The 21,332-nt window shown below is 65.7% G+C and carries 17 protein-coding genes and 1 riboswitch; of the genes, 6 read left to right on the top strand and 11 right to left on the bottom strand.

The annotated features are described in order from the left end of the window. Positions 1 to 26 precede the first annotated feature (26 nt). Positions 27 to 512 carry a RidA family protein gene (locus tag ACT53T_RS05215; protein ID WP_476160408.1) on the top strand — a complete coding sequence of 162 codons (486 nt, stop codon included), beginning with the start codon at positions 27 to 29 and terminating at the stop codon, positions 510 to 512. A gap of 3 nt (positions 513 to 515) precedes the next feature. Further along, on the top strand, positions 516 to 1,292 hold the full coding sequence (locus tag ACT53T_RS05220) for a glycerophosphodiester phosphodiesterase family protein (protein ID WP_476160409.1): 777 nt from the start codon (positions 516 to 518) through the stop codon (positions 1,290 to 1,292). A gap of 42 nt (positions 1,293 to 1,334) precedes the next feature. On the opposite strand, the gene ACT53T_RS05225 is transcribed toward ACT53T_RS05220, so the two are convergent. The 3 genes from ACT53T_RS05225 to ACT53T_RS05235 form a co-directional block, all read right to left on the bottom strand. Continuing rightward, positions 1,335 to 1,853, bottom strand: coding sequence for a DUF1269 domain-containing protein (locus ACT53T_RS05225; RefSeq protein WP_018266185.1), 519 nt, complete (start codon positions 1,851 to 1,853; stop codon positions 1,335 to 1,337). Between the two features lie 159 nt (positions 1,854 to 2,012). Further along, the gene (locus tag ACT53T_RS05230) at positions 2,013 to 3,563 is read right to left on the bottom strand and encodes an NAD(P)H-hydrate dehydratase (protein ID WP_476160410.1); all 1,551 of its coding nucleotides are present in this window, start codon (positions 3,561 to 3,563) and stop codon (positions 2,013 to 2,015) included. Between the two features lie 154 nt (positions 3,564 to 3,717). Beyond that, complete coding sequence (locus tag ACT53T_RS05235) at positions 3,718 to 5,955, bottom strand: multicopper oxidase family protein (RefSeq protein ID WP_476160411.1); 2,238 nt, start codon at positions 5,953 to 5,955, stop codon at positions 3,718 to 3,720. A 165-nt stretch (positions 5,956 to 6,120) separates the two neighbouring features. Between ACT53T_RS05235 and recQ the strand changes: the two genes are divergently transcribed. The 3 genes from recQ to ACT53T_RS05250 all read left to right on the top strand — a co-directional run bounded on the left by recQ (position 6,121) and on the right by ACT53T_RS05250 (position 11,611). Beyond that, a complete protein-coding gene (gene recQ, locus ACT53T_RS05240) occupies positions 6,121 to 7,926 on the top strand; it encodes a DNA helicase RecQ (protein WP_476160412.1) in 1,806 nt (601 codons plus the stop codon). Positions 7,927 to 8,092: 166 nt separating this feature from the next. Continuing rightward, positions 8,093 to 9,322 (top strand): PepSY-associated TM helix domain-containing protein, encoded by a 1,230-nt coding sequence (locus ACT53T_RS05245; RefSeq protein WP_476160413.1) that lies wholly within the window; start codon positions 8,093 to 8,095, stop codon positions 9,320 to 9,322. 282 nt (positions 9,323 to 9,604) lie between these two features. Further along, positions 9,605 to 11,611, top strand: coding sequence for a TonB-dependent receptor (locus tag ACT53T_RS05250; protein WP_476160414.1), 2,007 nt, complete (start codon positions 9,605 to 9,607; stop codon positions 11,609 to 11,611). A gap of 465 nt (positions 11,612 to 12,076) precedes the next feature. On the opposite strand, the gene cysG is transcribed toward ACT53T_RS05250, so the two are convergent. From cysG to thiC, 8 genes are all read right to left on the bottom strand, one after another. Beyond that, positions 12,077 to 13,483, bottom strand: a complete 1,407-nt coding sequence (gene cysG, locus ACT53T_RS05255; protein WP_476160415.1) for a siroheme synthase CysG — start codon at positions 13,481 to 13,483, stop codon at positions 12,077 to 12,079. A 105-nt stretch (positions 13,484 to 13,588) separates the two neighbouring features. Beyond that, positions 13,589 to 13,987, bottom strand: a complete 399-nt coding sequence (locus tag ACT53T_RS05260) for a cytochrome c-554 (protein ID WP_400769066.1) — start codon at positions 13,985 to 13,987, stop codon at positions 13,589 to 13,591. 165 nt (positions 13,988 to 14,152) lie between these two features. Beyond that, on the bottom strand, positions 14,153 to 14,776 hold the full coding sequence (locus ACT53T_RS05265; RefSeq protein ID WP_476160416.1) for an alpha-ketoglutarate-dependent dioxygenase AlkB: 624 nt from the start codon (positions 14,774 to 14,776) through the stop codon (positions 14,153 to 14,155). A gap of 32 nt (positions 14,777 to 14,808) precedes the next feature. After that, positions 14,809 to 15,429 (bottom strand): 2,3-bisphosphoglycerate-dependent phosphoglycerate mutase, encoded by a 621-nt coding sequence (locus tag ACT53T_RS05270; protein WP_400769069.1) that lies wholly within the window; start codon positions 15,427 to 15,429, stop codon positions 14,809 to 14,811. Positions 15,430 to 15,468: 39 nt separating this feature from the next. Beyond that, positions 15,469 to 16,284 (bottom strand): 4-hydroxy-tetrahydrodipicolinate reductase, encoded by an 816-nt coding sequence (gene dapB, locus ACT53T_RS05275; RefSeq protein WP_476160417.1) that lies wholly within the window; start codon positions 16,282 to 16,284, stop codon positions 15,469 to 15,471. A 109-nt stretch (positions 16,285 to 16,393) separates the two neighbouring features. Continuing rightward, complete coding sequence (gene mog / locus ACT53T_RS05280; protein ID WP_018266195.1) at positions 16,394 to 16,936, bottom strand: molybdopterin adenylyltransferase; 543 nt, start codon at positions 16,934 to 16,936, stop codon at positions 16,394 to 16,396. 323 nt (positions 16,937 to 17,259) lie between these two features. Next, positions 17,260 to 17,502 (bottom strand): hypothetical protein, encoded by a 243-nt coding sequence (locus ACT53T_RS05285; protein ID WP_476160418.1) that lies wholly within the window; start codon positions 17,500 to 17,502, stop codon positions 17,260 to 17,262. 211 nt (positions 17,503 to 17,713) lie between these two features. Then, the gene (gene thiC / locus ACT53T_RS05290; protein WP_018266198.1) at positions 17,714 to 19,546 is read right to left on the bottom strand and encodes a phosphomethylpyrimidine synthase ThiC; all 1,833 of its coding nucleotides are present in this window, start codon (positions 19,544 to 19,546) and stop codon (positions 17,714 to 17,716) included. A gap of 72 nt (positions 19,547 to 19,618) precedes the next feature. Further along, positions 19,619 to 19,719: riboswitch (TPP riboswitch) on the bottom strand. 232 nt (positions 19,720 to 19,951) lie between these two features. Between thiC and ACT53T_RS05295 the strand changes: the two genes are divergently transcribed. Continuing rightward, on the top strand, positions 19,952 to 21,277 hold the full coding sequence (locus ACT53T_RS05295) for an OmpP1/FadL family transporter (RefSeq protein WP_476160419.1): 1,326 nt from the start codon (positions 19,952 to 19,954) through the stop codon (positions 21,275 to 21,277). Positions 21,278 to 21,332: the final 55 nt, after the last annotated feature.

Here is a 21,332-nt window from a genome sequence, read left to right on the forward strand (position 1 = left end):
TCAGAGATTCGGAAAGGAAAAGCGCGATGTCCGACACAGCGAAGACGCCGCTCGAAAAGCTCGAGGCGCTGGGTCTAACCCTCCCCACCCCCGCGGCTCCCGTCGCCAATTACGTGCCCTGGACGCGCTCGGGCAATCTGGTCTTCGTCTCGGGACAATTGCCGGTCGGCGCCGGCGGCGCGATCGATCCCGCGCATAAGGGCAAGCTCGGCGCCTCGGTCGCGCTCGAGGCCGGCCAGGCGGCGGCGCGAATCTGCGCGCTCAATCTCCTCGCGCAAGCCTCCGTCGCGGCGGGCGGCGATCTCGCCAAGCTGCGCGTGCTGCGGCTCGGCGGATTCATCAACAGCGCCGCCGATTACGGCCAGATTCCGCAAGTGCTGAACGGCGCTTCCGATCTCGTCGCCGCCGTGCTGGGCGAGAATGGACGCCATGCGCGCTTCGCCGTCGGCGTCGCCCAGCTGCCGCTCGACGCCGCGGTGGAGGTGGACGCGACCTTCGAGATTTTGGCGTAGCCGATGCGCCAGAGCGGCGGCGGCCGTTACCATTGGCTCACGGAACATAAGATCGCGCATAGAGGCCTGCACGATCTCGCGAAAGGCGTGGCCGAGAATTCGCTGTCGGCGGCGCGCGCCGCCGCCTGCGCAGGCTACGCGATAGAATGCGACGTGCAGGCGAGCGCCGATGGCGAGGTCGTCGTCTTCCACGACGAGACATTGGAGCGCCTGACCGATGCGACTGGCCGTCTCGACGCGCTGACCGGTTTCGAGATCGCGCGGCTCACCTTGCGCGGAACGCGCGAGGGCGTGCCGACGCTGCGCGATCTTCTCGCGACGATCGGCGGAAATGTTCCGCTCTTCATCGAGATCAAGAGCCGCTTCGACGGCGATCTCACCCTCGCGCGCAATGTCGCGGACATCGTCGCGCATTATCGCGGAGCTGTGGCGATCGAGAGCTTCGACCCCGCGCCGATCGCCGAATTGCGGGCGCATTTCGATAGGTTCGGCATTTCCGGCGTTCCGCTCGGCATTGTCGCAGAGGCGTCTTACGAAGGGCCGGACTGGAGCTTTCTCACCGCCGCGCAACGGGACGAGCTCACGCAATTCTCCCATGTCGCGCGCACGCGGCCAGATTTTCTCTCCTGGAACGTCGCCGATCTGCCGCATGCGATTCCGCGCCGCTGCCGCGAGGAGCTCGGCGTTCCGGTGACGACATGGACGGTGCGCAGCGCGGAACAGGCGAAGGCCGCGCTCGCCTTCGCCGATCAGATCGTCTTCGAGGGCTTTGCGCCGTAACCCTCCCCCGCGCCGCGGGAGAGAGAAACGTTCCTCAGCGGCTCAAGGCGTAGAAGGCGCCGCGACCGCCGTCGACACATGCGCGGCGAGCGCGTCGCGCAGCGCCTGCTCCTTATTGTGGTCGAGCGAGGTCTTGAGCACGATCCCGCCAGTGCCCTTCACCGCGTCGAGCAGCTTATCGGTGGTCAGCTTGCGGATCAGCACGAAGAGCGCGGCGTTGCCGGGCTGCAGCGTCTCCGAGAGCTGCTTCATGAAAGCGTCGTTGATGCCGTAATCGGTGAGCGCGCCGCTGAGCGCGCCCGCGCCCGCGCCGATCGCCGCGCCGAGCAGCGGATTGAGGAAGATGAGCCCGATCAGCGCGCCCCAGAAGGTGCCGCTGACGGCGCCGGCCGCGGTGGTGTTGATGAGCTGATTGAGCTTCACATGGCCGCTCGGCTCCTTCACCGCGATCACGGCGTCGCTGATCTCGATCACATATTCCTTCTGCAGCTCGAACAGCTTTTGCCGAATATCCTCGGCCTTGGCCTCGGTCGGATAGACGATGACAACGAGATCGGACATGAAAGCTCTCCTCTTGTCGGTAGACGCGCATCCTCATTGAAGCGCGTGAACGTGTCGTTGCGACGACCGCGCGAATGCGAGACGACGATGCGCGCTCCGCCGTCACCCGGCGAAACGCGCGACCGCGCGCATCGTTTCCGCTTCTCTCTATGTAGGGAGCTAGGGCTGAATCGAAACCAGCCGGCGCCAAGCCGCCGGCAGACGGTCGATAATATCGTCCGCGATGAGGCCGGCGCCGAAATCATCCGCCGCCGCTGCGTGCATCCACACGGCGCAGGAAGCGGCGGCGAAAGGCTCCATGCCTTGCGCCAGCAGGCCCGCGACAATGCCGGTGAGAACGTCGCCGGAGCCTGCGGTGGCGAGCCAGGGCGAAGCCTCCGCCAATATGGACGCGCGCCCGTCCGGCGCGGCGACCACAGTGTCCGGCCCTTTGAAAATAACAATGGCGCCGATATCGCGCGCGGCGTCGCGCGTCCGCTCCAGCTTGGAGATGGGCGCGCCGCTGATCGTGCGCTCCCAGCGCTGGCCGTGAAAGAGCCGCGCGAACTCGCCGCCATGCGGCGTCAGCACGACCGGGCCCGGCGCGGCGCGAATCGCCTCGCGCAGACGATCGGGCGCGAGCGCGAAGCTGGTCAGCGCATCGGCGTCGAGCACGGCCGCGCGGCGCTCCTTCGACGGCGCGAGCGCGGCCTCGACCAGAGCGCAGCTCGCCTCGCCGACGCCGAGCCCCGGCCCCAGAGCGACGACATTCTTGCGCTTGTCCTCGAGCAGAGCGGCGAGCCCCGCAGGCCCGTCGGCGACGCGCAGCATCACCGCGGTCAGCGCCGGCGCGTTGATGGCGAAAGCCCCCTGCGGCGTCGCCAGAGTGACGAGCCCGGCGCCGCCGCGCAGCGCCGCCAGCGCCGAGAGCCGCGCCGCGCCCGTATGCGAGGCGCCGCCCGAGACCACCACCGCATGGCCGCGCGCATATTTATGGCCCTCGACGCCGGGCAGGCGCAGAGCGTCGCGCCAGGCGGCGGGCTCGTTGACGAAGGTCTGCGGCTGGATCTTCTCCAGCACATTCGACCTTATGCCGATATGGGCGCAGGAGATGGTTCCGCAGCGCAGCCGGCCCGGCAGCAGCAGATGCCCACATTTCAGACGGAAGAAAGTGACCGTCGAATCGGCCTGCACGGCGACGCCGCGAATGGCGCCGCTGGTGCCGTCGACGCCGGAGGGAATGTCGATGGCGATGACCTTCTGCTTGGTCTCCTCGCGCCAAGCGTTGAGACGCAGGATCAGCTCCGCCGTCGGCCCGTCCAGATCACGCGCGAGACCCGTGCCGAACAGAGCGTCGATGACGAGATCGACGCCTTTGAAATCGCAAGTGGCGGCGTCCTCGACGCGGCCGTCCCAGCTCGCCGCGGCCAAGCGCGCGTCGCCATTGAGCGTGTCCGGCGGCGTGAGCGCGGCGACGCGCACCTTGAAGCGCTGGCTGCGCAATATGCGCGCGGCGACATAGCCGTCGCCGCCATTATTGCCCGGCCCGCACAGCACCAGCACGCGCCGCCCCGCTGTCTTCACCAGAAAGGCGGTGGCGGCCGCGGCGATGGCGGCGGCGGCCATTTCCATCAGCGCCATGCCGGCGACGCCGCTCTCGATGGTGAGGCGGTCGGCGCGCGCCATTTGCGCTGTGGTCAAGAGTTCGGGCGGATAGGGTCCGAGCGGCATGGCGCGATGGTGGGCGAAACCGCCCCGCTCCGCAACGCCTTTTCCCCGCTATGGCGGAAACCCGCGCTTTTTTGACGCGTTTGCGCCAGCGGGGCGGCCGGGCGTCTCGCCTCGAGAGCGCGGCGCCCGAATCGGCGCCGCGCCCAGGCGAGGCTCAGGGCGCGCCCTGGGGCTGCACGTCGAAATGCAGCATCATGCCCATGTCCTCATGCTCCACCAGATGGCAATGATAGGGATAGACGCCCGTATAGCCGCGCGGGAAATGCACGAGCAGCTCGACCAGCTCGTTGGATTGGATGCGCACAGTGTCGTGCCGCACGACGCCGTCGAAATCGAGCCGCCGCTCTATGCGCGCGAAGACCGAATTCTCAGAGGCGTCCTTGCGCAGGCGAAAACGCCGCAGCACGACGAAATTCACCAGATGCATGTGGAACGGATGCATATCGGGAACGCCATCGGCGAGATGCGCCTGGTCATTGCCGATATTGGCGACATACCAGCGCTCATAGCTGCCTTCGCGCGGGCGGATGACGGCGCGCCCCGCCGCCGGATTGTGCCGATAGAGATGCGCGTAGCGATAGATGGGCGGATAGCCGGCGGGATCGACATTGTCGGCAGCGAGCGGCCATAGCGGATCGGCGTGGCGCGCCGCATGGGGCGGATTGGGATCGGCGGGCTCGAAGAAAAAGGCGCGCGAGACCTGATAGGCGACGCCCGCAGCGGGCTGGCCCTCCTCCCAAGGCGTCGCCAGCTTGGCGTCGAAGGGCACGGTGACGGCGCTGGCGTCGCCGGCCGACGCGGTGGAGGGCCGCAGCTCCCACATTTGCGTGTCGCGCCAGGGTCCGCCGGTGATCGGGCTGACCGGCTCGACATCCGCCTTGCCGGCGGTGTCGTTCATCAGCAGCACGAAGCGATTGCGCACCACGGGCGCATCGGCGTTGGCGCGCGTCAGCCCCGGCTTGCTGGCGTCCCAACGGAAGCTCTCGTCATCAGCGTAGCGCAACAAAATCTTGTCGAGCGTGACGCGATCGAGCGGCGCCGCCGCGGCGTGATGCGCCGTCGGAGCAGCGGCGGTCGCAGCCCCATGCGTATGCGCGGCGTCGACGATGCGGAACTCCATCACATTGGCGAGCGGCAGATCGGCATGCGGTCCGTCGCTCTTTTGCGTGAAGGCGATCGCCTTCAGCGCCTCTGGCGTTCCCGGCGCGAAGACGGAATTGGCGTCGTTCTGAAAGATCGGCTCCTGCTCCGGCTGAGCTGGGTCGTAGCCCGCGATCGACAGATTGACGAGATGAAGCGAGCCGAGGACGTCATTGTCGATCTGCGTGAGATCGAGCAGAACGTCGAGACGCTCGCCCGGCGCCAGCAGCAGATAATCCAGCTCCTCGAGCTTCTCGCCGCGGCTGAACAGCCCGCCGTCATTGCCGATGGCGGTGAGAAGATCGCCATACCAGATCTTGCCGCCGATCTTTCCATCGGGATCGGCCAGCGTCAGCGCATAGCTGCGGGCGTTGGAGCCATTGAGAATGCGCAGGCGATAAATCTTCGGATTGACATGGGCGTGCGGCCACGGCCGGCCATTGACCAGAATCGTGTCGCCGAGAAATTCCGGCCGAATGAAGGAGCGCTTGCCAGTCGCCGGGTCCTTCTGCAGCGGCACGCCCTTCAGATAGCTCACCCCGGCGCCGTCGGCGTTCAGGCAGCGGTCCTGAATGACGAGCGGCAATTCCTGCGTCTCATCGCCGATGAGATGGAAGAGTTCCGCGTCCGAATTGTCGCGCACGAAATAGAGGCCCGCGAGGCCCGCGTGCACCTGCACCGCCGTATTGTCCATGCCGTGATCGTGGAACCACAGCATGGCCGCGCGCTGGTCATTGGGATAGCAATAGGAGCGATAGGCCGGCATTCCATAAGGATTGCCCTCGAAGCTCGCCGGGCTCAGCGGCCAGCCGTCGGAATCCGGCCGCGCCTTGGCGCCGTGCAGATGGGCGACGACGCCGACCGGATAATTCATCGATTTATACTGGTCTATATCCTCGGCGAGATCCATGGGCGGCGGATCGATCGGCGGCATGGCGAGCGAGCGCGCGTCGCCGGGCTTTTCCGCCGGCATGGAGCCGATTCGGTTGATCCAGACCACCTCGAGCGGGCGCCCGCGCGTGACATTGACGATCGGCCCGAGATAATTCTCGAGGCTGACGGCGCGCTCCTGCGGCGAGCCCTGACGAATATAGCACCAGGCGTTGGGCGAGGCCGGCGCGGCGACGGAATCGGTATATTTGACGCTGCGCGCCTCGACCGAAATGGCGATCTTCCCCCAGCCGCCGGTCTGGCCGGCGCCGATGACGTCGAGGGCGGCGAGCGGCAGGTGATTGTCGAATTTCATGAGCATGAAACGAAATCCTCGAGAGACAAAGCAAACGAACGCGAAACCGCGAACGGGAGAATGATCGCCCATATTGTGGCGAACAATGTGACGGATCGTCTCCTTTGGCTGAAATCGGACGGCAGCCGCGTCGCCCTCGCGCCACGTCCCCCGGCGTGCTAACTCCTCCCCATGCCCTCCCTCCCCCCGCAGGCGCGCGCGCTGCTCAAATCCGTGTTCGGCTATGAGGATTTCCGGCCCGGCCAGGCGGAGATCATCGCCGCAGTGCTGGCCGGCGAGCCGGTGCTCGCCATAATGCCGACGGGCAGCGGCAAATCCATGTGCTATCAGCTGCCCGCTCTCGTCGACGGCAAGCTCACCGTCGTCGTCTCTCCGCTCATCGCGCTGATGCGCGATCAGGTGCGGCAGATGCGCGCTTATGGCGTGCCGGCGGCGACGCTCAACTCCATGAACGACGCCGCCGAGAATGACGAGGCGCGCCGCGGCATTCGCACCGGCGAATTGCGGCTCTTGTTCGTCTCGCCGGAGCGGCTGGTGATGCCCGGCCTCATCGCCGAGCTGCAACGCGCCGGCGCGGCGCGCCTCGCCATAGACGAGGCGCATTGCGTCTCCGAATGGGGCCATGATTTCCGCCCGGAATATCGCGAGCTCGGCGCGACGGCCGCGACGCTCGGCGCGCAAGTCGTCGGCCTCACCGCCACCGCCGACAAGGCGACGCGCGCCGACATCGCCCAGCGCTTGTTCAAGACCAATCCGCGTGTCTTTCTGCACAGCTTCGACCGGCCCAATCTGGCGCTCAATTTCGCGGCCAAGGACAGTCCGCGCCGCCAGCTGCAACGCTTTTTGGACAAGCACCGCGGCGAGAGCGGCATCGTCTATTGCTCCTCGCGCGACGGCACAGAAAAGCTCGCCGCCTATTTCGCCGAGCAGGGCCATGAGGCCATTGCCTATCACGCCGGGCTCGAGCAGACGCTGCGCAATCGCAATCAGGATCGCTTCCTGCAAGAGGACGGAATCATCGCCGTCGCGACGATCGCCTTCGGCATGGGCGTCAACAAGCCGGACGTGCGCTTCGTCGCGCACGCCGACATGCCGTCGAGCGTCGAGGCCTATTATCAGGAGATCGGCCGCGCCGGCCGCGACGGATTGGCGGCCGACACGCTCACGCTCTATGGCCTCGACGACATGGCCTTCCGCCGCCGGCAGATCGATCAGAAAGACGTGCCCGATGAGCGCAAGCGCATAGAGCACGACCGCTTCTCCGCGCTCGCCATGCTGTGCGAGACGCCCTCCTGCCGGCGCCAGACCTTGCTCGCCTATTTCGACGAGGAGAGCCCGCCCTGCGGACGCTGCGACGTCTGTCTCGGCCAGGTGCATGTCTATGACGGCACGGTGGATGCGCAAAAGGCGCTCTCCGCCGCCATGCGAACGGGGCAGCGCTTCGGCGCCGGCTATCTCGCCGATATTCTCATCGGCGAGGCCAGCGAGGCGGTGCGCCGCAACGGCCACGAATCCATCAAGACCTTCGGCGTCGGCAAGGATCGCTCCAAGCAGGATTGGAGCGCGATCCTGCGGCAGCTCTTCGCCGCGCGCGCTCTGGCGAGCACGGAGCATGGCGGCTTTCGCCTGACGCAGAAGGGCGAGGATATTCTCTTCGGCCGCGCGCAGATTTCGCTGCGCCGCGATCCACTGACCGCGAAGGCGCCGCGCGGCAAGCGCGGCGAGGCGCCGCGCGGCGCGCCGCTGGACGAGCAGGAGGAGCGCGTGCTGGCGGCGCTGAAGAAAAAGCGTCTGGAGCTGGCGCGCGACGCCGGCCTGCCCGCCTATATGGTCTTCCCCGATCGCACGCTGATCGAAATGGCGTCGCGCCGTCCGGCGACGCTCGACGAGATGCGCCGCGTGCAAGGCGTCGGCGAGCACAAGCTCGCGCAATATGGCGACGCTTTCCTCGAGGCGCTGTCCGACGCGCTGCGCTGAGCCGGCGCTCTCGGCGACGGCGATATGCGCCAGGATTCGTCCCGGCCGCCTGTTTCACATCTCCGGCAAGATTTCGCGACGCGCTGCGATGTTCCCGTGACATTTGCGCTTCGCCGAAAAGCGCGCGATCTTTTCGTTGCGGCGGAAACGAAACAGGAGGCCATTGATGAATCGCGCAATCTTCGTGTGGCTGCATCGCTGGGCCGGTCTGGCGATGGCGGCTTTTCTGATCGTCGTCGGGCTGACCGGCAGCATGCTCGCTTTTCTTCCCGAGCTCGATCATTTCTTCGCGCCGGAAGCTCACCCCGGACGCCACGCCGGCGTCGAGCTCGAGCCCGCGGAATTGTTGCGCCGCGCCGAGGCGATCGCGCCCGAGGCGCGCGTGAACACCGTCTATCTCGGCGAGGAAGGCGTCGCGCTGATCGGCGTCGACGCCCGTCCCGGCGAGCCGCCGCTCCCATTCGACAGCATCACGCTCGATCGCGTCACCGGAGAGGAATTGGGCGATCGCATAAAATGGAACGGTCTGCCGACGTCGCGCGCCGGCATAATGCCCTTCGTCTACAGCCTGCATTACGAGCTGGCGATGGGCGGCGTGGGCGCATGGATTCTCGGCGTTGTCGCGCTCGTCTGGACGATCGACTGTTTCGTCGCCTTCTATCTCACACTGCCCCTGCCGAGTCGCGCCAATGCGCGCTCCTATCTCACGCGCTGGAAGCCCGCATGGCTGGTGAAGACCAACAGCTCCTTCTATCGATTGAATTTCGATCTGCATCGCGCCGGCGGCCTGTGGATGTGGGGCGCCCTGCTGATCTTCGCTTGGTCCAGCGTCTATATGGATCTCAATAGCGTCTATGCGCGCATTACGAGCTTGTTCTTCCATTATGAGCAGCCGATCTGGGCCGCGACGCCCGACGTCGCTCCGCCCGCCGACAAGACGCCGCTCGGCTGGGAAATCGCGCAGGCGACAGGCGCCCGGCTGATGAGCGAACGCGCCGCCGCCGATGGTTTTTCCGTCGGACCGGCAGCGGCCTTCTATCTGATCCGAGAGAAAGGCGTGTTCGAATATCGCGTGCATTCGTCTCGCGACGTCGGCGACAGGCATGGAGCCACCTCCGTCGTCTTCGACGCCTATACGGGCGAGCTGCGCCGCCTCGATCTGCCGACCGGCCAGCACTCCGGCAATACGATCACCGCTTGGCTCGTCGCTCTGCATATGGCGAGCGTGTTCGGCCTTCCCTATCGCATCTTCGTCTGCGCGCTCGGCCTCGTCATCGCCATGCTGTCCGTCACCGGCGTCTATATTTGGTGGAAGAAGCGCGCGGCGCGCAAAGCGCATTCGACCGCGCATGCGTTTTTAGAAATGTCTCGCGAAAGTAACACGACAGGTTGGTGAAAGATTCGCCGATGAATTTTGTCGTTCGATTGCAGTCGAAATAGAGTGCGTTATAAGAGAGCGGCATGCTGAGCCAGAGCGAGTTCTGCTCTGTTCGGCGGCGCGTTTCGCCGTGAGGTTCCTGTGAGGTTTCATCCTGACGCATATTCTCGGGCGACGCGCGCAGAGCGTCGCCCGACGAGCGTAGATCCCTTGTTTTTGCTTGCTCGGAGCGAGAGACGAGACGCGCTGTCCAGCGCGCTTTCTTCCTATCGTCTACGGCGAAGCCTACGCGACATAGCGATGATCTCTGTCTTCGCCCTGCCCGCGCCCGCTCTTTGCGAGGAGGCGACAGAGGAAGCGAGAGTCGACGTCGCGCAGATGCGGCCGGGAGAAAAAAAGGAGAAGGACGACGCGCCGAAGGCGAAGAGTCTCGGCAAGGATGTCGCGGGCGTCTTCGTCAATGCGTCGGTCTCCGATTCCGGCTATTCGCCGGGCTTCGTGATGCGCGGCTTTCCCGGCGGCCTCACTTTGTTCGACGGCGCCGCGCATGGCTTCACCTCGCAGGAGGTCAATCTTTCGACGGTCGATCACGTCGAATTCTACAAAGGCCCTTCCGCCATGCTGTTCGGCAAGGCGCTCGGCGGCTATGGCGGCTCGGCGAACTACATACGCAAGGCGCCGACGACGGAGACTTTCGCGCGCGGAACGGCGACGATCGGCGCATATGACGTCTATCGCACGACCTTCGACGTGAACGCGCCGCTGAACGACGCGCAGACGCTGCTGTTCCGCATGACAGGCTTCGCGCAGAGCGTCGGCAGCTTCGTCGATTATGTGCGCTCACGCGGATTCCTCATCGCGCCGACCGGAACGCTCATCCTCGACAATGGCGACAAGGCGACGTTGCGCGCCGAATATAGCGCATCGCGCCTCGTCTATCGCGACGGCGCGCCGGCCGCGCCGATCTTTCTACATGCGCCGCGCTCCCTCTACGCAGGCGCGCCGGTCTATGAGCACGAGAAGCCGAATGCGGCGGATTTCACCTTCACCTATGAGCACGCCTTCGACGCCGACTGGTCGCTCACATCGGTCGTCGATTATTCGCTGAACGGCAACGAATACGGCTGGTTTCAGGGCTGGGGCTATGACGGCCTCCATTCGGTGACGCTCGGCCGCCCGGTGCGGACGCATCAGGCGGCGCGAAGCTTCGACGCGCAGCTGCGGCTGAACGGACGCTTCTCGACCGGCGATATCGGCCACACTGTTTTTCTCGGCCTCGAGCATTGGGACTATTTCTTCGGCCATGACGAAAAATTCGCGCGCGACACGCTGCCGAACATCGACATAGGCGCGCCGATCTATCCGCTCGGCGTCGATTTTGTCGGCGCGCAATGGGCCAATGGCGCGGCGCGCGCCTGGAGCCGCTCCGTCTATGCGCAGGACCTCGTCGATCTCTCGCCGCAATGGCGCATTCTTTTCGGCGGCCGCTATGATCTGCTGGCGCAGCGCGAGACCGTCTTCGATCCTCTCGGCGCGCTCTCTGGAACGTCGTCCTCCACGCTCGGCAAAGGAATCCGCGGCTATTTCAGCCCGCGCGCCGGCCTATTGTATCGGCCGGACGATGAGACGCATGTCTTCGCCGCCTTCGGGCGCTCGCTCATTCCCAATATTTCCGTGCGCGTGCGCGGCGGCGACGCGCCGCCGCCGCAACAGGATACGCAATATGAGGTCGGCTTCGAGCGGCGCTTTCCAGACTATAAGGCGCGGTTCGAAGTGGGCCTGTTCGATGTCACGCGCGATCATGTCGCCATCGCCGATCCCGCCGATCCGGGCGGCTTCTACGCCCTCGTCACAGGACGCCAGCACAGCCATGGCGTCGAATTTCATCTCTCCGCCGAAATCCTTCCCGGATTGAACGCGAGCGGCGCCGCCACTTTTCTGCACGCCGTCGTCGCAAAGGATTCCAACGTCCCCTCGCAAGCGGGCAGCGATCTCCTCGGCGCGCCGCGCCGCGTCTTCAGCGTCAGCCTCGACTACAAGCCGGAATGGGATTTCCTGCGCGGATTGGAGCTGGGCGCGAGCTATTATTACGCCAGCGCGGCGGAGGCGACGCTGCCCAATGTCTTTGGCTTCACCCTCGCGCCGCAGCAAATGCTCGGCGCCTCGCTCGGCTATCGTTTCGACGAGCATTGGAAGCTCGACGTGAGCGCCAGCAATCTCACCGATCGACCGAATTTTACGTCCGGCGGAGCGCTCTTTCGCGGCGAGCCGCGCTCGATCTCGGCGACAGTGTCGTTCAAATATTAGACGCTCAGCCGCCATCGGCCATCGGCCATCATGACCGCGCGAATGACACATGCGATGAAGGAACTGCGATGAGGAGGTCGAAGATCGCTTTCTCGATAGCTGCTTTGACGGCGGCTGGCCTATTGTCGCTTTACTATCTCGCCGTAAATGATCTCTACCGATGCGACGACGCAATTCGTATCAGAGACGACCGAGACGCCATCGCCGCGGCAAGAGCATTTATCGAGCTGAGACACGCTGAAAACAAGCTCGAGTTCAGAGAAGTCGTTCAATCGTCAGATTTTTCGTCGGACAGAATCGACGACCGAGTCGGATGGACCGTATCGCGCGCCCCTGCCGGCCTCTTCGTGAACGCAGAGGTGAGGATGGTCCAGTTTTCCGGCCGCGACGGAAGTTCTGTATCGTGCGTAGTGTTAAAATGCGGACGAGTCTTCGGATGCGAAGACCGTCCGTGAGTCATTTCCCTCAACCGCGCAGCGTCGCGCCGATCAGCACGAGGCAAGGCCCTTCGAGCGTCTCCTGCGCGACGCGCTGAGGCAGATCGCCGATCGAGCCCGCGATGATGCGCTGCTGCGGCGTGCTGGCGCGCTCGACGAGAAAGGCCGGCGTCGCGGGGTCCATGCCCTCCTCGAGCAGGCGCTTCGACAGAGCGGGAAGCGTGCGATTGCCCATATAGACCGCTGTGGTCGCGCGGCGGTCGGCGAGCGCGCGCCAATCTATGTCCTCGGGGAATTTGCCGTCGCTCGTATGCGCAGTGACGAATTGCACGCGGCGCGCCGTGTCGCGATTGGTGAGCGAGACTTCGAGCGCCGCCGCCGCGGCGAGCGCCGCCGTCACGCCGGGCACGATCTCCGCCTCGAGGCCGGCGGCGCGAATGGCGCCGATCTCCTCATTGGCGCGGCCGAAGATCATCGGATCGCCGCCCTTGAGGCGCACGACATTCTTGCCTTCCCTGGCGAGCTTCACCAGAAGAGCGGTGATCTCCTCCTGCTTCACCGAAGGCGCATAGCCGCGCTTGCCGACATTGATGCGCACCGCCTCGCGCCGCGCGAGATCGAGCACGGCGGCGGGCACCAGATCGTCGAAGAGAACGACATCGGCGCCGACGAGCGCGCGCAGGCCTTTCAGCGTCAGCAGCTCCGGGTCGCCCGGCCCGGCGCCGACCAGCGTCACCCGGCCGCGTGTGGAAGCTTCGTCGGCGCGACGCGTCTCCTCGAGCAGAGCGTCGAGATCGCCGTCCTGCGGCGCATGCTCGACGCGCGCAAAAGCTTCGCGGGTGAAACGGCGCCAGAAATCGCGGCGCGCGAAAAAATCGAGGCCGGAGGCCATCACGCGCGGACGCCAGGCGCGCGCCGCTCTGGTCCAGGCGGAGAAGCTCGACGGAATCAGCGTCTCGACGCGGGCGCGCACGGCCTGGGCGAAGGCCGGCGCCGCGCCGCTGGTGGAGACGCCGATGACCAGCGGCGAGCGATTGACGATGGCTCCCATCAGAAAATCGCTGAGCGCCGGCCGATCGGTGAGATTGACGGGAACGCCCTGCGCTTTCGCGGCGTCGCGAAAGGTCTGCGCCTCGGAATCGTCCTCGATGACGGCGAGCGCCATGGCCGCCCCGGCGAGATCCTCCGCCCGCCAGCCGCGCTCATGCAGGGTGAGGCGCGCGCGCGCCGCGGCGACGGCCTGCAGCCGCGGCGAGGGAGACGCTGCGAAGACATCGACCTGCGCGCCGGCCGCGGCGGCGAGGTCCGCCTTCCAAGCCGCGCCATCGGAGCCGCCCGCGACGACCACGCGCCGCCCCTCCAGCGCATAGAACACCGGCAGGGTCGCGAGCTCCTGCATCAGCTCGGCTGGGACTTCGTCTGGCTTGCGCGTCAACTCGGCTCTCTCTCCATGACTGTCACGAGGGCATTTAGCCCCTATCCGGCAAAAGAAAAAGCGGCCCGCGAGGGCCGCTTTCGCCAACCGAACGAGAGGTTCGGATTACTTCTTCTTGCCGTCGGCGCCGAACTGGCTGAGATAGGCCCAGACATTGTCCTGGTCCGCCTCGGACGGCAGGCCCGGGAACACCATCTTGGTGCCGGCGACCTTGGCCTTCGGATTCTTGACGAATTCCTTGAAGCTGGCCTCGTCCCAGGTGATGCCGGAGCCCTTGAGGGCGTCGGAATAGGTGTAGCCCTCGGCCGTCGCGGCCTTGCGGCCGTTGATGCCGTTGAGCTCGGGAGCCACGGCGTTCTTCGCCGTCTCGCCGACCTGATGGCAGGCCTTGCACTTGTTGAAGACCTTCTCGCCCGCCGCGGGATCGCCGGCGGCGATCGCCTGGCCGGCCATGGCGGTGAAAACGACGCCCGCAGCGAGCGCCAGTCTGGTCACAGATTTCATCCTCGTTCCTTTCCTCGAAGCGTCGTCCCCTGGGAACCGACTATCTTGGTTTTGCCGGCCCGGGCGTGACGCCAGCGCCGATCGTTCATCCCGCGGCCGGGAAACTATATCGGAGCGCTATTGGTGACAATATGCTCCCCCGCCTGAACGGGGCCTGAAATATCGTTAGGTAACGCGGCGCAACGTCAAATTGATGCGCCCGCCCTCGGCGAATAATGGCGACGCGAGCTTCGGCGCGAGCTCCGGCAGCAGCCGATCGACGCCATGGAAGCGCAGCCGCGCCGGCCCGCCCAGCGTCAGCACATCGCCCGACGACAGAACGAAGGCCCGCGACGAATCGGATCGCTTCACGCCGCCGAGACGAAAACGGCAATCGGCGCCGAGAGAAACGGAAAGAATCGGCGCCGAAAAATCCGCTTCGTCGCGGTCCTGATGCGCGCCCATCCGCGCGTCGCGCCCATAGTAATTCACCAGGCAGGCCTGCGGCGGCTGTGGATGCCCGGCCAGCGCCGCCCAGGCGTCGAGCAGCATTTGCGGCATGGGCGGCCAAGGCTCGCCGGTCTGCGGATGGCGCGCCTCATAGCGATAGCCGCGCGCCTGATCGCTGAGCCAGCCGAGCGGCCCGCAATTGGTCATGCGCACGGAAAAGGGCTGCCCGCTGCGCGGCATGGTGGGCGTGAACCAGGGCGCGTCGGCGACGATCCGCTCCAGCTCGCGCAGCAGAACGAGCTGCGCGGCCTCGTCGAAATAGCCGCGATAGAGGCGAACGCCCGGCTCTATTTCAGACATGATCGCTCCATCCGGCGCGGAGCGGCCGCGCGTCAGCGGTCGAGCACTTCCTTGGTCGCGACGGTCGAATCGGAATTGAGCCGGTAGACGATCGGCACGCCGGTGGCGATCTCGAGCGAGGACACCGATTCGGGCGTCAGCCGGTCGAGCACCATGGCCAGAGCGCGCAGCGAATTGCCATGGGCGGCGACCAGCACGCGCTCGCCCCGCATGGCGCGCGGCAGAATCTCCTGGCAATAGAAGGGCAGCACGCGCGCCACCGTATCCTTGAGGCTCTCGCCGCCGGGCGGCGCGACGTCATAGGAGCGCCGCCACAGCCGCACCTGCTCCTCGCCCCATTGCTGGCGCGCCTCGTCCTTGTTGAGGCCGGAGAGATCGCCGTAATGCCGCTCATTGAGCGCGCGGCTGCGGATGACGGGCACATCTCTCTGCCCGAGCTCCTGAAAGGTGAGATCGAGCGTGTGCTGCGCGCGCAGCAGCAGCGAGGTGAAGCCGATGTTGAAGCGCAGATCGATGCGCTTGAGCTCCCGCCCGGCTCGCCGCGCCTCCTCGACCCCTTTGGGCGACAGGTCAGGATTCTTCCAGCCCGTGAAGAGGTTTTTGGCGTTCCACTCGCTTTCGCCATGGCGGAGGAGGACGAGAATACGGTCCATGCGGGCTATGTCCCTCGAATCGAACGATGCGGCGCGAGATCAGGCGCCGGCGAGGCCGAGCACATCGGCCATAGAATAGAGGCCGGCAGGCCGGCCTCGCGTCCAAACTGCTGCGGCGATCGCGCCGCGCGCGAAAATGCCGCGATCCTCGGCGCGATGCGCGAGCTCTATGCGCTCGCCCGCCCCGGCGAAAATAACCGAATGCTCGCCCACCACCGTGCCGCCGCGCAGCGAGGCGAAGCCTATGTCGCCCTCCCGCCGCGCGCCGGTGAGGCCGTCGCGGGCGCGGGCGCTATGCTCGGCGAGCGCGATCTCCCGCCCCCGCGCCGCCGCCTCGCCCAAAAGGAGCGCCGTGCCCGAGGGCGCGTCCACCTTCATACGGTGGTGCATCTCGACGATCTCTATGTCCCAGGCGGAGCCGAGCGCCTTTGCTGCGCGCTCCACCAGAACGGCGAGAAGATTGACGCCGAGACTCATATTGCCGGAGCGCACCACGGGAACGCGCTCGGCCGCTGCGGCGAGAGCGGCGAGGTCCTCGCCCGAAAATCCGGTGGTGCCGATGACATGGGCGACGCCCGCCGCCGCAGCGAGCCGGGCCAGCGCCACCGTCGTCGCAGGCGTCGAAAAATCAATGGCCACATCGGCCGTCGCCAGCGCGGCCGCCACATCGGCGGAAAGGCGCACGCCGTTCGCGGGGCGCCCGACCAGCAGGCCGGCGTCCTCTCCGAGGACGGGGGAATCGGGCGATACGAGCGCGCCGGTCAGAGCGACGCCTTTCGTCTCGCCGGCGGCCGCGATGAGCATCCGGCCCATGCGGCCGGCGGCGCCGACGATGACCAGCCGCACATCGCTCATGACGCTTCGCCCCCATTCGAAATTCACGCGGCCTCACTCGAGCCGGCGGCCAGTCTATACAGCCCCGATGCGCGAATGAGAAGGGGAGACGCCCCACCCGATCGGGCGGCTATTTGCCTTTCGGGCGGAAGGCGGCGACGCGCGCCGGATCGGTCTCTATATAGGCCGCTCCGATGAGATCGAGACAATAGGGCACGGCCGGCATCACCGCGTCGAGGCAGAGCTCGATTGCGGCCGGCTTTCCGGGCAGGTTGATGACGAGGCATTTGCCGCGATGCGCGGCCAATTGCCGCGACAATATCGCTGTCGGCGTCTGCGCCAGCGACACTTTGCGCATCAGCTCGCCGAAGCCGGGCAATTCGCGCGGCGCGGCGGCGAGCGTCGCCTCCGGCGTCAGATCGCGCGGCGACGGCCCCGTGCCGCCAGTGGTGACGACGAGATCGCAGCCGATATTGTCGGCGAGATCGATGAGCGTGTCGCGCACGCTCTCGAAGCCATCGGGGATGAGTCGCCGCTCTATGCGGAAGGGCGTGGTCAGCACCTTCTCGAAATAGGCGGCGATGGCCGGTCCGCTGATGTCCTCATAGACGCCGGCGCTGGCGCGGTCGGAGGCGGTGACGACGCCGATGACGGCTTGCTGTCTCTCAGTCATGCGCCGCACAATAGCGGGTCCAAGGCGCGAGACAACCGAAAGCTCCGTCCATCGCGACGACGAAGCAGCCTCGAATCGGAAGTGATGAATGATGGAGGAGCGGCGTCGCCTCTTCTGAGCGAGAGAGCGTTATTCGCAGCGTCGGCGCATCGAGCGCAATTTTGGAAACACGGCGACTGTATGAAATTCGAGCACAGCGCGCGATCGTCTCTCAGAGGCCCCCTCCGAGGCCTCCTGGGCGCGCGATATATCGCGCGCCCGGCGGCGTCACGAGCCTCGACGCGAGCTTTGCGCCCGCCGGGCTCGCGTCGATCCGAAAAGGATTACTCCTTCACAGAGGCCGGCTCGCAGCCGCACTTCTGATAGCAAGCTTCCTTGTCGGACTTGGCCTTCTCGATCGACGCCGGGGTCGAGGAGAAGCGATTCTTGATCGAAAGATATTCGAAGTAGCACTTGTCGACGCAGACGCCCTGCTTGTCTTCATCCTTGGTGTCGCAGCCGGCGAAAACCGGGCCGACCATGCCGAGCGACAGAGCAGCGGCCGTCACAATGGCGCGAATGTTCATTTGCCGTTTCCCTCTTTTGGACGTGGGAGCATTTGTCCCTTATTTTGTTACAGGGCGCATCGTCCCGCGGGGGAAATAGGCTGTTTTCGCTGCGGCTGTCAATGTAATTGACATTTCAGTGTCGCGCCGAAGACGATGCGGAGAAAGCCTTCGCTGCAACGCAGAAAAAGCTCCCGCCCGCATTTTCTGACGAAAACCGCCGTCGCGCGCCTCATTCGGCGACGTAGATCTGCGCGCCCTTTTCCAAAAATTCCGCGCTCTTTTCAGCGAAGCCCTTCTCCCGCTCGGCGATGGCCGCCGCCTCCTCGCGCAGATCGCGCGTGATCTGCATGGAGCAGAATTTCGGCCCGCACATGGAGCAGAAATGCGCGACCTTATGCGCCTCCTTGGGCAGCGTCTCGTCGTGATAGCGGCGCGCCGTATCGGGATCGAGGCCGATGTCGAACTGATCCTCCCAACGGAAATCGAAACGCGCCCGGCTCATGGCGTTGTCGCGCTCCTGCGCCGCCGGATGGCCCTTGGCGAGATCGGCCGCATGCGCTGCGATGCGATAAGTGATGACGCCGGTCTTCACATCCTCGCGATCGGGCAGGCCGAGATGCTCTTTCGGCGTGACATAGCAGAGCATGGCCGTGCCGAACCAGCCGATCATCGCGGCGCCGATGGCGGACGTGATGTGATCATAGCCGGGCGCTATGTCGGTGACGAGCGGGCCGAGCGTGTAGAAGGGCGCCTCGCCGCAATCGCGCAGCTGCTTTTCCATATTCACTTTGATCTTGTGCATCGGCACATGGCCGGGGCCTTCGATCATCACCTGGCAGCCCTTGTCCCAGGCGATCTTGGTCAATTCGCCCAGCGTCTCCAGCTCGGCGAATTGCGCTGCGTCATTGGCGTCGGCGATGCAGCCCGGACGCAATCCATCGCCGAGCGAGAAGGAGACGTCATAGCGGCGCATGATGTCGCAAATCTCGTCGAAGCGCTCATAGAGGAAGCTCTCCGAATGTCGCGAGAGGCACCAGCGCGCCATGATCGAGCCGCCGCGCGAGACGATGCCGGTGACGCGATCCGCTGTGAGCGGCACATGGGCGAGGCGCACGCCGGCGTGAATGGTGAAATAATCGACGCCCTGCTCCGCCTGCTCGATCAGCGTGTCCTTGAACACTTCCCAATCCAGCTTGGTGGCGTCGCCGCCGACCTTCTCCAACGCCTGATAGATCGGCACTGTGCCGATCGGCACGGGCGAATTGCGAATGATCCAGTCGCGAATATTGTGGATATTGCGGCCGGTGGAGAGATCCATCACCGTGTCGGCGCCCCAGCGGATCGCCCACACCATCTTCTCCACCTCCTCGGCCACAGAGGAGGTAATGGCCGAATTGCCGATATTGGCGTTGACCTTCACCAAAAAATTGCGGCCGATGATCATCGGCTCGGCCTCTGGATGATTGATATTGGCGGGGATGATGGCGCGCCCGCGGGCGATCTCCTCGCGCACGAATTCCGGCGTCACGAAAGCCGGGACAGCGGCGCCGAAGCCCTCCCCCGCCTCTATCCGTTCCGCCGCCTGCGCGAAGGCGCGCTCGCGGCAGAGATTCTCGCGATGCGCGACATAGATCATCTCCTCGGTGACGATGCCGGCGCGCGCGAATTCGAGCTGCGTCGCCGGCGCCGAGCCGGCGGCGCGGCGAATGGCGCGCGGCGCGGGACAGGGCGGGACCAGCCGATCCTCGCCGACGAAGCCATTGTCCTCCGGCTTCACCGCGCGGCCGTCATAGGCCTCGAGCCCGGCGCGGCTCTCCAGCCAGCGCCGCGCCGCCGGCAGGCCGGCCGCGAGATCGGGCGTGAAATCGGCGCAGCTATAGGGGCCGGACGGGTCATAGACGCGCAGAGGCGCGTCGCCGGCGGAGGGATGAAGCGCGATCTCGCGGACGGGAACGCGAATATCCTCGCGGCCGCGCGGCGCGAAATAGAGCTTGCGCGAGGCGCCGATCGGTCCGGTGGTCACGCTCTGGGGCGTCGTCGGGCGCTTGTCCTGCACGTTCATCGTCGCGCTCCATTGGTTCTGAGGATGGGCGGCGGGCGATGAAGTCGGGCGCGCCGTCCCGAAAAATCGGGCGTCGCGTCCTGCTGGCCTTCCCTCGCGCCGGCATTACCCGGATCAGGTTCGATGGGTGCTTCTCAGCCGCTCCTCTCGGAGAGGCGCCCCTCGCCATGCTCCGATTCTACCCGCGGCCTCGGATCGCGGCAAGCCGGCAATCACGCGCTGTGGCAAAAACGTGACAGGCCTCGAATTATTCACGGAAATCCGGGCGACGGCGCTGTCGCGGGGCGAGCGCTCTGCTAGGGTCTCGGACAATAGTGAGTCGTGTGATGAGAACGCCGCCGGGTTGCCGAGTGCTTCTAAATGGCGTGTGAACGGCGACCGAAATCTGGGGCGGGGCGATAGATAATGAACGGATATTCCTGGCGTAATCTGGCCTCGGCGGCTGCGCTCACGGTCTCGATGACGGCTCCGTCGCTGGCGGCGGACGGCTATTTTCTGATCGGCTATGGCCCGCGTCAGAAGGCGCTGGGCGGCGCCGGCGTCGCCGATTCGCGGGATTCCATGGCGATCTCGATCAATCCGGCCGGCATTGTCGATCTCGAGCGCCAGATGCACGTGGGCATCACCGCCCTCATGCCGGAGCGCGGCTACTCGACCGAGGGGCTGCCCAAAGTGGTGGCGCCCGGCGATATTCGCAGCGGCCGTCCGATCTTTCCGGTGCCGAACAGCGGATATGTTTCGCCGCTCGACGCCAATTCGTCCTGGGGCACGGCGTCCTACGGCAATGGCGGCATCGCCACCTCTTTCGATTTCGGCCATTATCACCCGCCGCTCGGCGGCCCGTTCGGCGGCGGCTACGCTGGCGTCAATCTGGAGCAGTCCTTCACCAGCTTCGCCTATGCGCAAAAATTCGGCTCGCTGGCGATCGGCATAGCGCCGACGATCGCCGTGCAGACGATCAACATACAGGGACTGAAGACCTTCGCGCCCTATTCGTCCGACATGTATCGCCTCTCGGACAATGGTTATGACTGGTCCTTCGGCGGCGGCGTCCGCTTTGGCGTGCAATGGCGCGTGACGGATCAATTTCGCATCGGCGCCGCAGCCTCGACGCCCATGTTCATGACGCGCTTCGCCAAATATTCCGGGCTTTTCGCCGATGGCGGCCGCTTCGACATTCCCGCCTCGATCACCGCCGGCGTCGCCTATGACCTCACGCCCGATCTGACGGTCATGGCCGACTGGCGCCATATTTTCTATTCCGGCGTCTCCTCGGTGAGCAATCCGAGCTTCCCGGTGCTTTATCGCACGCTCGGCGCGTCGAACGGCCCCGGCTTCGGCTGGAAAGACACGGATTCGGCGTCCTTCGGCGTCGAATGGCGCGTCCAGCCCAGCCTCGCCCTACGCCTCGGCTATCATTATGCGACCAATCCGATCCCGACGGACAGCGTGACGCTGAACATACTTGCGCCGATCATCAATGCGCATCATGCGAGCGCCGGCGTGAGCTACGCCATCACCAAGAACTCGACGATCGATGTCGCTTTCGTCTATGGCTTCAAGAACAGCGTCCGCGGGCGCGAAGCGCTGCCGCAGACGCCGGCGACGCCTTTCGGCGCCTATAATCCGGCCGCCAATGTCAATCTCTGGCTGCGCGGAACCGAGGTCTCGATCGGCTGGAACTACAAATTCGACCTCGGCGACGATTCTTTCATCCCGACCCATCTCTGAAGACGGGTCGGCGACGGCGAGAGCCGAGCGCGCCTGACCGGCCCACGTGAAAAAG

The organism is Methylosinus sp. DMC45 (assembly GCF_056313885.1).

Excerpts from the sequence above, each read along its gene's own strand:
- ACT53T_RS05215 (WP_476160408.1), top strand. The coding sequence starts at position 27 with ATGTCCGACACAGCGAAGACGCCGCTCGAAAAGCTCGAGGCGCTGGGT.
- ACT53T_RS05220 (WP_476160409.1), top strand. The coding sequence starts at position 516 with ATGCGCCAGAGCGGCGGCGGCCGTTACCATTGGCTCACGGAACATAAG.
- ACT53T_RS05225 (WP_018266185.1), bottom strand. The coding sequence starts at position 1,853 with ATGTCCGATCTCGTTGTCATCGTCTATCCGACCGAGGCCAAGGCCGAG.
- ACT53T_RS05230 (WP_476160410.1), bottom strand. The coding sequence starts at position 3,563 with ATGCCGCTCGGACCCTATCCGCCCGAACTCTTGACCACAGCGCAAATG.
- ACT53T_RS05235 (WP_476160411.1), bottom strand. The coding sequence starts at position 5,955 with ATGCTCATGAAATTCGACAATCACCTGCCGCTCGCCGCCCTCGACGTC.
- recQ (WP_476160412.1), top strand. The coding sequence starts at position 6,121 with ATGCCCTCCCTCCCCCCGCAGGCGCGCGCGCTGCTCAAATCCGTGTTC.
- ACT53T_RS05245 (WP_476160413.1), top strand. The coding sequence starts at position 8,093 with ATGAATCGCGCAATCTTCGTGTGGCTGCATCGCTGGGCCGGTCTGGCG.
- ACT53T_RS05250 (WP_476160414.1), top strand. The coding sequence starts at position 9,605 with ATGATCTCTGTCTTCGCCCTGCCCGCGCCCGCTCTTTGCGAGGAGGCG.
- ACT53T_RS05260 (WP_400769066.1), bottom strand. The coding sequence starts at position 13,987 with ATGAAATCTGTGACCAGACTGGCGCTCGCTGCGGGCGTCGTTTTCACC.
- ACT53T_RS05265 (WP_476160416.1), bottom strand. The coding sequence starts at position 14,776 with ATGTCTGAAATAGAGCCGGGCGTTCGCCTCTATCGCGGCTATTTCGAC.
- ACT53T_RS05270 (WP_400769069.1), bottom strand. The coding sequence starts at position 15,429 with ATGGACCGTATTCTCGTCCTCCTCCGCCATGGCGAAAGCGAGTGGAAC.
- dapB (WP_476160417.1), bottom strand. The coding sequence starts at position 16,284 with ATGAGCGATGTGCGGCTGGTCATCGTCGGCGCCGCCGGCCGCATGGGC.
- mog (WP_018266195.1), bottom strand. The coding sequence starts at position 16,936 with ATGACTGAGAGACAGCAAGCCGTCATCGGCGTCGTCACCGCCTCCGAC.
- ACT53T_RS05285 (WP_476160418.1), bottom strand. The coding sequence starts at position 17,502 with ATGAACATTCGCGCCATTGTGACGGCCGCTGCTCTGTCGCTCGGCATG.
- thiC (WP_018266198.1), bottom strand. The coding sequence starts at position 19,546 with ATGAACGTGCAGGACAAGCGCCCGACGACGCCCCAGAGCGTGACCACC.
- ACT53T_RS05295 (WP_476160419.1), top strand. The coding sequence starts at position 19,952 with ATGAACGGATATTCCTGGCGTAATCTGGCCTCGGCGGCTGCGCTCACG.